The following is a 15,391-nucleotide window of genomic DNA, read 5'->3' as shown; positions in this document are numbered from 1 at the left end:
ATAGGTTCGCATGGTCAAGTGTACCTGTTAGTTCTGACAGTTGTGGCCTGAGTCTGATCTGCCAATACTAGTGCAGCAGTAAATGAACTCAGGTGCGAGGGCTAAGAGTGAAGCTATTCTATTGCGCAGGAAAAGTGCATAGCCTGAAGTCGGAGGATGGCGTTCGGCAGGTCATTCGACATGATAGAGAAGTGCTGGTAGAGCGGGGCGCTAGTAGCTACATAGCCTGGGGGGATAAGCAGGCTTCAGTTTTTGGGGGCATGGGGCCAGTCGCGGTTCATGGAAAAAGCTATAACGTCTACGGCGTTCATGAATTTGCTGCTGAAACAGTCGGCCTCATCGGCTTTTCAGGATATTACTTCGACGCATTGTCCACTTGTTATCTGCTGGGCAACGGTTATCGTAGCTACAGCCCGAGGATGATGCGTTTCTTGTCACCCGATAGCCTGAGCCCGTTTGATTTGGGAGGTCTGAACGCTTATGGCTATTGTTCCGGAGACCCGATTAATCGTGTAGATGACAATGGCCGATTCTGGGACAAGGCATTGAGCGTGAAAGTTGTAAGATTCAAGGTTCGTAGAAGTAACAGGTTTGAGGTCAAGAACCAAATTACGTCTGCTGGGGGGGAGTGGGGGGAGGTCAAGGTTGCCAAGCTTGACCAAGGCTTCAAAGTAGAATTTGATAGGGCGCGCATAAATAAACTAAGCATTGATGATATGGCTCCTATTAAGTCGTTCGTTCTATACCGATCTGTGCAGAATGCTAAGCGTGCCTATGTGGCCGGGGCCGTATATGGGTTAGATGTCCCGCGAAAGGGCATGTTTAAAATGCAGTATGATAAAGTAAATGAAATGATCAGAAAGGTACGCGAAACCGGAAGCATTGAAGAGTACCAGCGTGCCCACACAGCGAACATGGCGAAAATAGATTATTGGATGGCGGAAATGAAAAAAAATCGCGATGCGGAGGCTATTCGGCTAGGCGGCCTTCTGAAGCAACCTGAGTAGATTTGCTGGACAAGATGTGTGACCCCCCCATGTGTGGTGCCGCTGCAACACTGCTGCTACTTGAGCGCGACCGTGCCAAGTTGGGCCGCTGGTGCCACCCTTGTCATGACAAGTGCAACCGCCCCTCGGAAAAGGGCTTCGCAAGTGCAACCTTTCCGTGCACAATCGCGCCCCTCTCTTCCGGTTGAGTTGGGCGATAGCACTATTTCGCCATTCTCAGCCTGTTACAGTCTTGCGAGTGGAGCTTCACCCGGAATGAATGAGCAGGCCCCAAGCGTTGAACAACGCTTTGCAGAATCGACCCCCGCCACCCTCGGCAGCTGGGCGCGTCACGACACCACCTGGATGCTGGGCCTATTCGGCACAGCCATTGGCGCCGGAACCCTGTTCCTGCCGATCAACGCCGGCCTTGGCGGTTTCTGGCCGCTGCTGATCCTGGCTGTACTGGCCTTCCCAATGACCTACTTCGCCCACCGCGGGTTGACCCGCTTCGTGCTCTCCGGGCGCAATGGTGGCGACATCACCGAAGTGGTCAAAGAGCACTTCGGCAGCAACGCCGGTGCCGCGATCACCGTGCTGTACTTCTTCGCGATCTTCCCCATCCTGCTTATCTATAGCGTGGCACTGACCAACACCGTGTCCAGCTTCATGGAGCACCAGCTGCACATGGCGCCGCCACCACGGGCCATCCTGTCGTTTGTGCTGATCCTCGGCCTGCTGGCCATCGTGCGCTGCGGCGAGCAGGCCACGGTCAAGGTCATGAGCCTGCTGGTGTACCCGTTCATCGTCGCCCTGGCGCTGCTGGGCCTGTACCTGGTGCCGCATTGGACCGGTGGCATCCTCGACAGCGCCACCCAGGTGCCGCCGGCCTCGGCCTTCCTGCACACCTTGTGGCTGGCTATTCCGGTGATGGTGTTCTCGTTCAACCACTCGCCGATCATTTCGGCCTTCGCCGTCGACCAGAAGCGCCGCTACGGCGAGCATGCCGACGAGCGCAGCGGCCAGATCCTGCGCCGCGCCCACCTGCTGATGGTGGTGATGGTGCTGTTCTTCGTGTTCAGCTGCGTGCTCACCCTGAGCAGCGCCCAACTGGCCGAAGCCAAGGCACAGAACCTGTCGATCCTGTCGTACCTGGCCAACCACTTCAGCAACCCGACCATCGCGTTCGCTGCGCCGCTGATCGCCTTCGTGGCCATCGCCAAGTCGTTCCTGGGCCATTACATCGGTGCTAGCGAAGGCCTGAAAGGTATTATCGCCAAGACCGGTGCACGCCCAGGTGCCAAGACCCTGGACCGCGTGGTAGCCGCGTTGATGCTGGTGGTGTGCTGGATCGTTGCCACCCTTAACCCGAGCATCCTCGGCATGATCGAATCGCTCGGCGGCCCGATCCTTGCGGTGCTGTTGTTCCTGATGCCGATGTACGCCATCCACCGTGTACCGTCGATGCGCAAGTACAGCGGTGCAGCCTCCAACGTGTTCGTTGTAGTGGTCGGCCTGGTTGCGTTGACCTCGGTGGTGTACGGCCTGCTGGGCTGATTCGCTGCCTGAAATAAAGAATGCCCGGGTCGCTTGTCGCAACCTGGGCATTTTTTTGTCCACAAAAATTGTCCGGCAATAGAACAATTTCACCTGCCCCCATAGGCACCCGGCCGCCTTCATGCTTAACTCAGTGTCCTTTTCAAACCCAGCATAAGGATTTCGTCATGGCTCAAGTGACTCTCAAAGGCGGCCCGGTTCAGGTTAACGGCGAACTGCCGAAAATCGGCGCCCAGGCTCCGGCATTCTCCCTGGTCGGTGAAGGCCTGGCTGACAAGTCGCTGAAGGACTACGCCGGCAAGCGCAAGGTGCTGAACATCTTCCCAAGCGTTGACACCCCAACCTGCGCCACCTCCGTGCGCAAGTTCAACGCCCAGGCCAACGATGTGGCCAACACCGTGGTGCTGTGCATCTCCGCCGACCTGCCGTTTGCCCAAGCACGCTTCTGCGGTGCCGAAGGCCTGGAAAACGTGAAGAACCTGTCGACCCTGCGTGGCCGCGAGTTCCTCGAAAACTACGGCGTCGCCATCGCCGACGGCCCGCTGGCCGGCCTGGCGGCCCGCGCCGTGGTGGTGCTGGATGAAAACGACAAAGTGCTGCACAGCGAACTGGTTGGCGAAATTGCTGACGAGCCGAACTACGATGCAGCGCTGGCAGTACTGAAGTAAGGGTTGTGGGGCAGGGCGGCTGAGTCCTGTGTTGGCCTCTTCGCGGGTGAACCCGCTCCCACAGGTAAAGCACAGCTTTTGAAATCTGTGCGGTACCTGTGGGAGCGGGTTCACCCGCGAAAGGGCCAGCTCAGGCAACCGAAACCTTTCAGCCCGCCACCGCTCCAAGCAACACCCTGTAACGGCCCGGAACGCTTTCCGGGCCGTTTTCATTTAAAGTTCAGCGTCTTGGCAACGTCAGCCAAAGGTAAACCTCTGGTAAAGGCCCTTTGCTAAAACGGTGCCATTGCTTATCGTTCACCCTCCCCAAGCCGCCATTCCGAACAAGGTTCGTTCAACCCATGCAAGTGTCCAATTCCCGTTCCCCCCGTCGCTGGCTCGTCGGCCTGCTGATCCTGCTGCTGGTGGCTGCCCTGGCCTGGTGGCTGTGGCCTGCAGCAACGCCTGCGCATAAAGAAGCCGGCGGCGGCGGGCGCGGTGGCAAGGGCATGGGCATGATGGGCGGCCGCCCGGGCTTCGGCGGCTCCAGCGAAGCGGTGCCGGTGCGCGTCGAACCGGTACGCGTGGGCGACTTCCCCCTGTATTACAAAGCCCTGGGCACAGTCACTGCCACCAACACGGTCAATGTGCGCAGCCGCGTGGCTGGCGAACTGGTGAAGATCCATTTCAAGGAAGGCCAGCAGGTCAAGGCCGGCGACCTGCTCGCCGAAATCGACCCACGCTCGTACCGCATCGCCCTGCAGCAGGCCGAAGGTACGCTGGCGCAAAACCAGGCGCAGCTGAAGAACGCCCAGGTGGATGTAGCCCGCTATAAAGGCCTCTACGCCGAAGACAGTATCGCCAAGCAAACCCTCGACACCGCCGAAGCGCAGGTGGCGCAGTTCCAGGGGCTGGTCAAGACCAACCAGGCACAGGTCAACGATGCCCGCCTGAACCTCGACTTCACCCAGATCCGTGCGCCGATCAACGGCCGCGTGGGCCTGCGCCAGCTCGACCTGGGCAACCTCGTTGCGGCCAACGACACCACGGCACTGGTGGTGATTACCCAGACCGAGCCGATCAACGTCGCTTTCACCCTGCCGGAAACCGAGCTGAGCACCGTGCTGGAACGCTACCGCAGCGGCGCCATCCTGCCGGTCGAGGCCTGGGACCGCAGTGACAGCAAGCTGCAGTCCACTGGCGTGCTGGGCAGCATTGACAACCAGATCGACATTACGACCGGTACGCTCAAGTTCAAGGGCCGCTTCGAGAACAAGGACCTCGCCCTGTTCCCCAACCAGTTCGTCAACGTGCGCCTGCTGGCCGATACCCTCAAGCAGGTGGTCATGGCCCCGGCAGCGGCCATCCAGTTTGGTAACGACGGTACCTTTGCCTATGTGGTAAACGCTGAAAACACGGTGAACGTGCGCAAGCTCAAGGTTGGCGCCAGCGATGGCGAGAACAGCGTCATCCTCGAAGGCCTGAAGGCGGGGGACCGCCTGGTGCTGGAAGGCACCGACCGCCTGCGCGAAGGCACCAAGGTGGAAGTGGTCGAAGACAGCTCGCAAGTACCGACCACCCCAGGCCAGCACCTGCAAGGCCAGGAAGCCAAAGGGTCGGCGCACACAGGTGAAGCACAGCCTGGCAACGCAGCAGGCAAGGCGGGCGCATGAACCTCTCGCGCCTGTTCATCCTGCGGCCGGTCGCTACCACGCTGAGCATGCTGGCCATCGTCCTGGCCGGCCTGATCGCCTACAAGCTGCTGCCGGTTTCCGCTTTGCCGCAGGTGGATTACCCGACCATCCGCGTCATGACCCTGTACCCCGGCGCCAGCCCGGAGGTCATGACTAGCGCCGTCACCGCACCCCTGGAGCGCCAGTTCGGCCAGATGCCCGGCCTGGAACAAATGGCTTCGACCAGTTCCGGCGGTGCCTCGGTGCTGACCCTGCGCTTCAACCTCGACATGAACATGGACGTTGCCGAGCAGCAGGTGCAGGCTGCGATCAACGCTGCCAGCAACCTGCTGCCCAGCGACCTGCCTGCGCCGCCGGTGTACAACAAGGTCAACCCGGCCGACACCCCGGTGCTGACCCTGGCCATTTCCAGCAAGACCATGCCGCTGCCCAAGCTCAACGACCTGGTCGATACGCGCGTGGCGCAAAAGCTTGCACAGATCAGCGGCGTGGGCATGGTCAGCATTGCCGGCGGCCAGCGCCAGGCGGTACGCATCAAGGTCAACGTCGACGCCCTGGCTGCCAACGGCCTGAACCTGGATGACGTGCGCACGCTGATCGGCGCGTCGAACGTGAACCAGCCCAAGGGCAACTTCGATGGCCCCACCCGGGTTTCGATGCTCGATGCCAATGACCAGCTGCGTTCCCCCGAGGAATACGCCAACCTGATCCTGGCCTACACCAACGGTGCACCGCTGCGTCTGAAAGATGTGGCCGAAATCGTCGATGGCGCAGAAAACGAGCGCCTGGCCGCCTGGGCCAACGAAAACCACGCGGTGCTGCTGAACATCCAGCGCCAGCCAGGCGCCAACGTCATCGAAGTGGTCGACCGCATCAAGGAACTGTTGCCGTCGATCACCGACAACCTGCCGGCGGGCCTCGATGTCTCGGTACTGACCGACCGCACCCAGACCATTCGTGCTGCGGTCAAGGACGTACAGCACGAACTGCTGATCGCCATCGTCCTGGTGGTAATGGTCACCTTCGTCTTCCTGCGCCGGTTCAGCGCCACCCTCATCCCGTCGATTGCCGTACCGCTGTCGCTGATCGGCACGTTCGGCGTGATGTACCTGGCCGGTTTCTCGGTGAACAACCTGACGCTGATGGCCCTGACCATTGCCACCGGCTTTGTGGTCGACGACGCCATCGTCATGCTGGAGAACATCTCCCGGCACATCGAAGAGGGCGAGACGCCCATGCAGGCGGCGCTCAAGGGCGCCCGGCAGATCGGCTTCACCCTGATTTCGCTGACCTTCTCGCTGATCGCTGTACTGATCCCGCTGCTGTTCATGGCTGACGTGGTCGGCCGCCTGTTCCGCGAGTTCGCCATCACCCTGGCGGTGGCCATCCTGATTTCCCTGGTGGTGTCGCTGACCCTGACGCCGATGATGTGCGCGCGCCTGCTCAAGCGCGAGCCCAAGGAAGAAGAACAAGGCCGCTTCTACCGCGCCAGCGGCGCCTGGATCGACTGGCTGATCAAACACTACGGCAACGCCCTGCAGTGGGTGCTCAAGCACCAGCCGCTGACCCTGCTGGTAGCCGTGGCCAGCCTGGTGCTGACCGTGTTCCTGTACATGGTGGTACCCAAGGGCTTCTTCCCGGTGCAGGACACCGGAGTGATCCAGGGCATTTCCGAAGCACCGCAGTCCACTTCGTTCGCCGCCATGAGCGAGCGCCAGCAGGCCCTGAGCAAGGTGATCCTGCAGGACCCAGCCGTGCAGAGCCTGTCGTCCTACATTGGCGTCGATGGCGACAACGCCACGCTCAACAGCGGCCGCCTGCTGATCAACCTCAAGCCACACGGCGAACGCGATGTCACCGCCACTGAAGTGATCAGCCGTTTGCAGCCGCAACTTGACCGGCTGGTGGGCATCCGCCTGTTCATGCAACCGGTGCAGGACCTGAGCATCGAAGACCGGGTCAGCCGTACCCAGTACCAGTTCAGCCTGTCATCGCCGGACGCCGACCTGCTGTCGCAGTGGAGCGGCAAGCTGGTGCAGGCGCTGCAGCAGCGCCCGGAACTGGCCGACGTGGCCAGTGACCTGCAGGACAAGGGCCTGCAGGTGTACCTGGTGATCGACCGTGACATGGCCAGCCGCCTGGGCATCAACGTGGCGCAGATCACCAACGCCCTGTACGACGCCTTCGGCCAGCGGCAGATATCGACCATCTACACCCAGGCCAGCCAGTACCGCGTGGTGTTGCAGTCGAAGGACGCGGCAGTCATCGGCCCACAGGCGCTGGAGTCGATCCACGTCAAGGCTGCCGATGGCGGCCAGGTCAGGCTGTCGGCACTGGCGCGCATCGAGCAGCGCCAGGCCCAGTTGGCCATTTCCCACATCGGCCAGTTCCCGGCGGTGACCCTGTCGTTCAACCTGGCCCATGGCGCGTCGTTGGGCGAAGCCGTGCAGGTGATCGAGCAGGTGCAGAAGGACATCGGCATGCCGCTGGGGGTACAAACCCGCTTCCAGGGCGCCGCAGAGGCTTTCCAGGCGTCGCTGTCGAGCACCCTGCTGCTGATTCTGGCAGCGGTGGTGACCATGTACATCGTGCTGGGCGTGCTGTACGAAAGCTACATCCACCCGGTGACCATCCTCTCGACCCTGCCGTCGGCGGCGGTGGGGGCCTTGCTGGCCTTGCTCCTCAGCGGCAACGACCTGGGCATGATCGCCATCATCGGCATCATCCTGCTGATCGGCATCGTCAAGAAGAACGCGATCATGATGATCGACTTTGCCCTTGAGGCCGAGCGCCACCAGGGCATGAGCCCGCGCGATGCGATTTACCAGGCGGCGCTGCTGCGCTTCCGGCCGATCCTTATGACCACCCTGGCCGCGCTGTTTGGTGCCGTGCCGCTGATGCTCGCCACCGGTTCCGGCGCCGAGCTGCGCCAGCCGCTGGGCCTGGTGATGGTCGGCGGGTTGCTGGTCAGCCAGGTGCTGACGCTGTTCACCACTCCGGTCATCTACCTGTACTTCGACCGCCTGGCCCGCCGCTGGCGCTCAGCCACTGACGTGAAGCAGGCAGAGGCATGAACCTGTCCGGTCCTTTCATCCGTCGCCCGGTAGCGACCATGCTGCTGAGCCTGGCGATCATGCTGCTGGGCGGGGTCAGCTTCGGCCTGTTGCCCGTGTCACCGCTGCCGCAGATGGACTTCCCCGTAATCGTGGTGTCGGCCAACTTGTCCGGCGCCAGCCCGGAGGTCATGGCCTCCACCGTGGCCACGCCACTGGAGCGCAAGCTGGGCAGCATCGCCGGCGTGACCACGTTGACCAGCAGCTCCAACCAGGGCTCCACGCGGGTCATCATCGGCTTCGAGATGGGCCGCGATATCGACGGCGCTGCGCGGGAGGTGCAGGCAGCGATCAACGCCACCCGTAACCTGCTGCCCAGCGGCATGCGCAGCATGCCCACCTACAAGAAGATCAACCCGTCGCAAGCACCGATCATGGTGCTGTCGCTGACGTCGGACGTGCTGCAGAAAGGCCAGCTGTACGACTTGGCCGACACCATCCTGTCGCAGAGCCTGGCCCAGGTATCGGGGGTAGGGGAGGTGCAGATCGGCGGCAGTTCGCTGCCGGCGGTGCGCATTGCCGTCGAGCCGCAATTGCTCAACCAGTACGGCGTGTCGCTGGACGATGTGCGTACGGCCGTGTCCAACGCCAACCAGCGCCGGCCCATGGGCTTTGTCGAGGATGCCGAGCGCAACTGGCAGGTGAGGGCCAACGACCAGCTGGAAAGCGCCAAGGATTACGAGCCGGTGGTGATCCGCCAGCAGAACGGTACCATCTTGCGCCTGTCCGACGTGGCCACCATTACCGATGGCGTGGAAAACCGCTACAACAGTGGTTTTTTCAATGACCAGAGCGCGGTGCTGCTGGTGGTCAACCGCCAGACCGGTGCCAACATCATCGAAACGGTCGACCAGATCAAGGCGCAGTTGCCAGCCCTGCAGTCGTTGCTGCCGGCCAGTGTGCAACTGAACGTGGCGATGGACCGATCGCCGGTGATCAAGGCCACCCTGAAGGAGGCCGAACACACCCTGCTGATCGCTGTGGTGCTGGTGATCCTGGTGGTGTACCTGTTCCTCGGCAGCCTGCGTGCCTCACTCATCCCCAGCCTGGCAGTGCCAGTGTCGCTGGTGGGTACTTTTGCGGTGATGTACCTGTGCGGCTTCTCGCTCAACAACCTGTCGCTGATGGCCTTGATCCTCGCCACTGGCCTGGTGGTGGACGACGCCATCGTGGTCCTGGAGAACATCTCGCGGCACATCGAGGACGGCCAGCCGCCGATGAAGGCGGCCTTCCTGGGGGCCAAGGAAGTGGGCTTCACCTTGCTGTCGATGAACGTGTCGCTGGTGGCGGTATTCGTCTCCATCCTGTTCATGGGCGGCATCGTGCGCAATCTGTTCCAGGAGTTCTCGATCACACTGGCGGCGGCGATCATCGTGTCGCTGGTGGTATCGCTGACCCTCACGCCGATGCTGTGCGCCCGCTGGCTCAAACCACACCAGGCCGAGCAGACCCGCGTGCAGCGCTGGAGCGACAAGGTGCACCAGCGCATGGTCAACGCCTATGACCGTAGCCTGGGCTGGGTCTTGCGGCACAAGGGCCTGACCCTGCTCAGCCTGCTGGCGACCATTGCTATCAACATCGCCCTGTACGTGGTGGTGCCCAAGACGCTGATGCCGCAGCAGGACACTGGCCAGCTGATGGGCTTCATCCGCGGTGATGACGGCCTGTCGTTCAGCGTGATGCAGCCGAAAATGGAGATCTACCGCCGCGCCTTGCTGGCCGACCCGGCAGTGCAGAGCGTTGCCGGTTTCATCGGTGGCAACAGCGGCACCAACAATGCCATGGTGCTGGTGCGCCTGAAGCCGATTAGCGAGCGCAAGATCGATGCGCAGAAGGTGATCGAGCGCCTGCGCAAGGAAATGCCCAAAGTGCCAGGCGGGCGGCTCTTCCTGATGGCCGACCAGGACTTGCAACTGGGTGGCGGCGGGCGTGACCAGAGCTCGTCGCAGTACCTGTATACCCTGCAGAGTGGCGACCTGGCGGCATTGCGCCAGTGGTTCCCCAAGGTGGTCGCGGCGTTGCGTGCACTGCCGGAGCTGACCGCCATCGACGCCCGCGACGGTTCCGGTACCCAGCAGGTGACGCTGGTGGTCGACCGTGACCAGGCCAAGCGCCTGGGCATCGACATGGACATGGTCACCTCGGTGTTGAACAACGCCTACAGCCAGCGTCAGATCTCCACCATCTACGACAGCCTCAACCAGTACCAGGTGGTGCTGGAGATCAACCCCAAATACGCCTGGGACCCGAGCACGCTTGAGCAGGTGCAAGTGATTACCGCCGACGGCGCTCGCGTACCGCTGTCGACCATCGCCCGCTACGAGAACAGCCTGGCCAACGACCGGGTCAGCCACGAAGGCCAGTTCGCCTCGGAAGACATCGCCTTCGACGTCGCCGAAGGCTACAGCCCCGACCAGGCCATGGCGGCGCTGGAACGCGCGGTGGCCAAGGTGGGCTTGCCCGAAGAGGTAATTGCCAAGCTGGGTGGTACGGCCGATGCCTTCGCCAAGACCCAGCAGGGCCAGCCGTTCATGATCCTTGGCGCACTGCTGCTGGTGTATCTGGTGCTGGGCATTCTTTATGAAAGCTACATCCACCCGCTGACCATTCTCTCGACGCTGCCTTCGGCAGGCGTTGGTGCCTTGCTGACGTTGTACGTCACCGGTGGCGAATTCAGCTTGATATCGCTGTTGGGGTTGTTTCTGCTGATCGGTGTGGTGAAGAAGAACGCCATTTTGATGATCGACCTGGCCTTGCAGCTGGAGCGCCATCAGGGCATGTCGCCGGAAGAGTCGATCCGCCGGGCTTGCCTGCTGCGCCTGCGACCGATCCTGATGACCACCCTGGCTGCCATCCTTGGCGCCTTGCCGCTGCTGCTGAGCCATGCCGAAGGCGCGGAAATGCGCCAGCCGCTGGGCCTGACCATCATCGGTGGCCTGGTGTTCAGCCAGGTCCTCACCCTTTACACGACGCCGGTTGTCTACCTGTACCTGGACCGCCTGCGCCACCGTTTCAACCGTTGGCGCGGCGTGCGCACCGACGCCGCCCTGGAAACCCCGCTATGACTTTTGCCCAGACCCCACTTCACCGTGCGCTGCAAGCGCTGACCCGTGGGCGTGGCTCGCGCCTGCTCGGCGCCGGGTTGTGCGTGGCCTTGCTCAGTGCCTGTACCCTGAGCCCGGACTACCACCGCCCCGAGCTGAACAGCCCGGCGGCGCAGTTCAAACACGCCGAAGGCTGGAGCCAGGCCACGCCATCCGATGCCATCGCCCGCGGCGCCTGGTGGGAAATCTACGGCGATGCCGGGCTGAATGCGTTGGCCGAGGAGCTTAACCGCAGCAACCAGACCGTGGCGCAGTCAGAAGCGCAGTACCGCCAGGCCCAGGCGCTGGTGCGCAGCAGCCGTGCGGCGCTGTTCCCCAGCCTGGACCTGAGCGCCGGCAAGAACCGCTCGGCGCAAGGTACCGGCAGCTCCAGTTCCAGCCTGTCCAACAACAGTAGCGGCATTCGCAATACCTACAACGCCCAGCTCGGTGTCAGCTGGGAGATCGACCTGTGGGGCAAGCTGCGCGAAACCATGAATGCCAACGAGGCCAGCGCCGAAGCCAGCCTCGCCGACCTCGCCTCAATCCGTCTGAGCCAGCAGTCGGAGTTGGTGCAGAACTACCTGCAATTGCGGGTCATCGATGAGCAGAAACGCTTGCTGGAAGCCACCGTGGCGGCCTATGAGCGCTCGCTGCGAATGACCGAAAACCAGTACCGGGCGGGTGTCTCCGGGCCGGATGCCGTGGCCCAGGCCCGCACCCAGCTCAAAAGCACCCAGGCTGACCTGATCGACCTGATCTGGCAGCGTGCGCAGTTCGAAAACGCCATCGCTGTGCTGCTGGGCAAGACCCCGGCCGACTTCGCCCTGGCTGACAGCAAGGCTATCCCGGCATTGCCGCAAATTCCGGTTTCGCTGCCTTCGCAACTGCTGGAACGTCGCCCGGACATCGCTGCTGCCGAACGCAACGTGATGGCGGCCAACGCTAATATTGGCGTGTCGCGAGCTGCGTACTTCCCCGATCTCAGCCTGAGCATGAGTGGTGGTTATTCCAGCAGCAGCTTCAGCAACTGGATCGAACTGCCCAACCGCTACTGGTCGGTAGGCCCGCAGCTGGCGCTGACCCTGTTCGACGCCGGCAAGCGCAGCGCCGAGGTGGACCGCACGGTGGCGGTGTATGACCAGACCGTGGCGCAGTACCGCCAGACCGTGCTGGATGGCTTCAAGGAAGTGGAAAACCTGCTGGTGCAGTTGAAGGTGTACGGCGATGAAGCGGTGGTGCGCCAGGAGGCGCTGGACGCTGCACGCGAGTCGCTGCGCCTGACCGAGAACCAGTACCGCGCCGGGTTGATCGGCTACCTGGATGTAGTCAACGTGCAGACCACGGCACTGAGCAACGAGCGCAGCGTGTTGAACCTGCTGCAAGGGCGCCTGGTGGCCAGTGTGCAGTTGGTGGCCGCATTGGGTGGCGGCTGGGATGCAGAACAAGCCTTTGCCGAGCAGGATTGACCTTACCCATAAACGTGTACCCCTGTAGGAGCGGCCTTGTGTCGCGATCGGGGCGCAAAGCGGCCCCAATTTTGTGTGAAAACATAGATTGCTGGGGCCGCTCTGCGGCCCGATCGCGACACAAGGTCGCTCCTACAGAGATCGCGTGCAGGTTGGGGCGTGGCGTGTATTGGATCCATTCCCATTCGCAAAAACCCCGTGCGTTTCGCATAAGCTTGAGTACAATCGTCAGCTTTTGCCGGGCCCCCCTGTCCCGTCGCTGGAATTCCCAATGCTGACCGGTAGCTACTCCTCTTCGCTGGTGTTGATTTCGCTGTGCGTGGCGATTCTGGCGTCCTATACCGCCCTTGACCTGACCGGCCGCATTGCCACGGCCAAGGGGCGGGCGTCGTACTTGTGGATGGGAGGCGGCGCGCTGGCCATGGGCATCGGCGTGTGGTCGATGCACTTCATCGGCATGCTCGCGTTCAGCCTGCCCATCGACCTGGGCTATGACCTGGCCCTTACCGCGTTCTCGCTGCTGATCGCCGTCCTGTCCTCGGGTTTTGCCCTGTGGCTGGTGAGCCAGCCGAGCTTGCCGTGCCTGCAACTGGGTTTTGGCGCGCTGATCATGGGCGCCGGCATTGCCTGCATGCACTACACCGGCATGGCCGCAATGCGCATGCTGCCGGGCATCGATTACGACCCGACATTGTTCGGGGCCTCGCTGCTGATTGCCGTGGGTGCCTCGGCGGCGGCGTTGTGGATCGCCTTCCGTCTGCGCCGGCACACCCCCTATGTGCGGCAGATCCGTGGCCTGGCGGCGGTGGTGATGGGCATCGCTATCGTTGGCATGCACTACACCGGCATGGCGGCGGCGAATTTCCCCGAGGGCAGCTTCTGCGGTGCTCTGGGCGGCGGGCTGCAGGGCGACGGCCTGGTCTATCTGGTGCTGATCACCACCCTGGCGGTGCTGGCGGTGGCCTTGCTGACCTCGGTGCTGGATGCCCGCCTGGAGGCGCGCACTGCCGAGCTGGCCCGTTCGCTGACACTGGCCAACCAGGAACTGACCCAGCTGGCCCTGCACGACACCCTTACAGATCTGCCCAACCGTACCCTGCTGGCCGACCGCATCGAGCAGGCCATCGCCAAGGTGGCGGAGCAGGGCGGCTGTTTTGCCCTGATGTTCATCGACCTGGACGGCTTCAAGCCGGTCAATGATGCCTTTGGCCATCACATCGGTGACCTGCTGCTCAAGGCCGTGGCGTCCCGCCTGCGCGGTCACCTGCACAGTCAGGACACCCTGGCGCGCATCGGCGGCGACGAATTCGTGCTGCTGGTAGAGCTGCAGGAACCTGATGATGCCATGGACGTGGCGGTCAAGCAGGTGAACCTGGTGTCGCGGCCATTCCGCGTGGCCGAGCATGACTTGCAGCTGTCGGCGAGCCTGGGCATTGTCCTGTACCCCGGCAACGGCCAGGACCAGCACGAGCTGCTGCGCAATGCCGATGCTGCCATGTACCACGCCAAAAGCGCTGGCAAGAACGGCTACAGTTTCTTTGATGTGTCGATGAACAGCAACGCACGCCAGCAACTGCAACTGCTGCAGGACCTGCGCCAGGCCCTGGAGCAACGCCAGTTCCGCTTGCATTACCAGCCCAAGTTCGACGCCCAGGCCTGCCTGCCGATCGGTGCCGAGGCGTTGTTGCGTTGGGAACACCCGCAGCACGGCCTGTTGCTGCCCGACCGCTTCATCGGCCTGGCGGAAAAGACCGGCCTGATCATCCCGATCGGTGAGTGGGTGCTTGACGAAGCCTGCCGGCAGATGCGGCATTGGCTGGATCAGGGGCACCAAGGCTGGCGCATGGCGGTGAACCTGTCGGCCATCCAGTTCTGCCATGCCGGGCTGGTCGAGAGCGTGGCCCGGGCCCTGCAGGAGAACGGCCTGCCGGCCAACTGCCTGACCCTGGAAATTACCGAAACCACTGCGATGCACGACGCCGATGCCAGCCTGACCGTGCTGCAACGGCTGTCCGACATGGGCGTGGACCTGTCCATCGATGATTTTGGCACCGGCTACTCCAGCCTGATGTACCTCAAGCGCCTGCCGGCCAACGAGCTGAAGATCGACCGTGGCTTCGTGCGAGACCTGGAGCAGGACAGTGACGATGCAGCGATTGTCTCGGCAATCGTCGCATTGGGCCAGGCACTGGGCCTGCGCATCGTTGCCGAAGGGGTGGAGACCGACAAGCAGCAAGACTTCCTGACCCGTCTGGGTTGTGATTCGCTGCAAGGTTATCTACTGGGGCAGCCGGTACCGGCCGAGCAGTTCATGGGCAAGTTGCAGGCCTTGCGCCAGGACAAGAGCGCTGTAGGCTAGACAGCGCGGCGCAATGAGATGGCGGGTATGAACGCGTCCATTTCCACTTCAACGGCTTCGATGATGCGCTCCACATCGGCTGCGGCCATGATTGCTGAACACGGGATGCCGGCGATGGCCATCAGGGTTTCGCCGGTGGCGCGGTCGAACAGCCGAGCGACCATACTGCGCGGCGCGTCCATGTTGGCTTCGAAGCCCAATGGATGGAAGTGCCAGCGCATCACCTGGCAGGCGTTGGGGAACGTCATCTTGTTCATGCCAGCCTCCCTGTCCGTGCCTGGACGTGGTGAACAGCCAGCCACACCCATGTGGCTGCCGGGAATGTAAACATAGCAGTTGCTACGGGTGATTCTCGGCTGCAAACATGACAAATGTAGCAATCCATGACTTGGATCACACCCGTGGGATCATGCCCATACGCCGGCTGCCTTCAGGCAAACGTTTACCTCACGCGATAGCGCCGGTTATCCGCTTCAATTTGAG

At 62.4% G+C, this 15,391-nt stretch carries 9 protein-coding genes; 8 read left to right on the top strand and 1 reads right to left on the bottom strand.

Going from position 1 to position 15,391, the window contains the following annotated elements:
• Positions 1-107 precede the first annotated feature (107 nt).
• From ABI582_RS07030 to ABI582_RS06995, 8 genes are all read left to right on the top strand, one after another.
• Positions 108-1,007 (top strand): RHS repeat-associated core domain-containing protein, encoded by a 900-nt coding sequence (locus tag ABI582_RS07030; protein WP_338744235.1) that lies wholly within the window; start codon positions 108-110, stop codon positions 1,005-1,007.
• A 255-nt stretch (positions 1,008-1,262) separates the two neighbouring features.
• Positions 1,263-2,543 carry a serine/threonine transporter gene (locus ABI582_RS07025; protein ID WP_019473823.1) on the top strand — a complete coding sequence of 427 codons (1,281 nt, stop codon included), beginning with the start codon at positions 1,263-1,265 and terminating at the stop codon, positions 2,541-2,543.
• A gap of 167 nt (positions 2,544-2,710) precedes the next feature.
• The gene (gene tpx, locus ABI582_RS07020) at positions 2,711-3,211 is read left to right on the top strand and encodes a thiol peroxidase (RefSeq protein WP_016499320.1); all 501 of its coding nucleotides are present in this window, start codon (positions 2,711-2,713) and stop codon (positions 3,209-3,211) included.
• Positions 3,212-3,552: 341 nt separating this feature from the next.
• Positions 3,553-4,863: an MdtA/MuxA family multidrug efflux RND transporter periplasmic adaptor subunit gene (locus ABI582_RS07015; protein WP_341798637.1), complete on the top strand. Its 1,311-nt coding sequence runs from the start codon at positions 3,553-3,555 to the stop codon at positions 4,861-4,863.
• On the top strand, positions 4,860-7,958 hold the full coding sequence (locus tag ABI582_RS07010; RefSeq protein WP_442118775.1) for an MdtB/MuxB family multidrug efflux RND transporter permease subunit: 3,099 nt from the start codon (positions 4,860-4,862) through the stop codon (positions 7,956-7,958). The genes ABI582_RS07015 and ABI582_RS07010 overlap by 4 nt, the downstream gene beginning before the upstream one ends.
• Positions 7,955-11,062, top strand: a complete 3,108-nt coding sequence (locus ABI582_RS07005; protein ID WP_169725139.1) for an efflux RND transporter permease subunit — start codon at positions 7,955-7,957, stop codon at positions 11,060-11,062. The genes ABI582_RS07010 and ABI582_RS07005 overlap by 4 nt, the downstream gene beginning before the upstream one ends.
• The gene (locus ABI582_RS07000; protein ID WP_442118774.1) at positions 11,059-12,549 is read left to right on the top strand and encodes an efflux transporter outer membrane subunit; all 1,491 of its coding nucleotides are present in this window, start codon (positions 11,059-11,061) and stop codon (positions 12,547-12,549) included. Before ABI582_RS07005 ends, ABI582_RS07000 begins: the two co-directional genes overlap by 4 nt.
• Before the next feature lie 271 nt (positions 12,550-12,820).
• On the top strand, positions 12,821-14,908 hold the full coding sequence (locus tag ABI582_RS06995) for a putative bifunctional diguanylate cyclase/phosphodiesterase (RefSeq protein WP_338744229.1): 2,088 nt from the start codon (positions 12,821-12,823) through the stop codon (positions 14,906-14,908).
• Here the strand turns inward: ABI582_RS06995 and ABI582_RS06990 are convergent.
• The gene (locus ABI582_RS06990; protein ID WP_338744228.1) at positions 14,905-15,165 is read right to left on the bottom strand and encodes a DUF1652 domain-containing protein; all 261 of its coding nucleotides are present in this window, start codon (positions 15,163-15,165) and stop codon (positions 14,905-14,907) included. The two genes, ABI582_RS06995 and ABI582_RS06990, sit on opposite strands and share 4 nt — an antisense overlap.
• Between the last annotated feature and the right edge of the window lie 226 nt (positions 15,166-15,391).

The organism is Pseudomonas sp. SAS7 (assembly GCF_052112345.1).
Classification (GTDB): Bacteria; Pseudomonadota; Gammaproteobacteria; order Pseudomonadales; family Pseudomonadaceae; genus Aquipseudomonas; species Aquipseudomonas putida_Q.
Note: the sequence above shows the minus strand (reverse complement) of the source record. Positions and strands in the feature narration are given on the sequence as shown.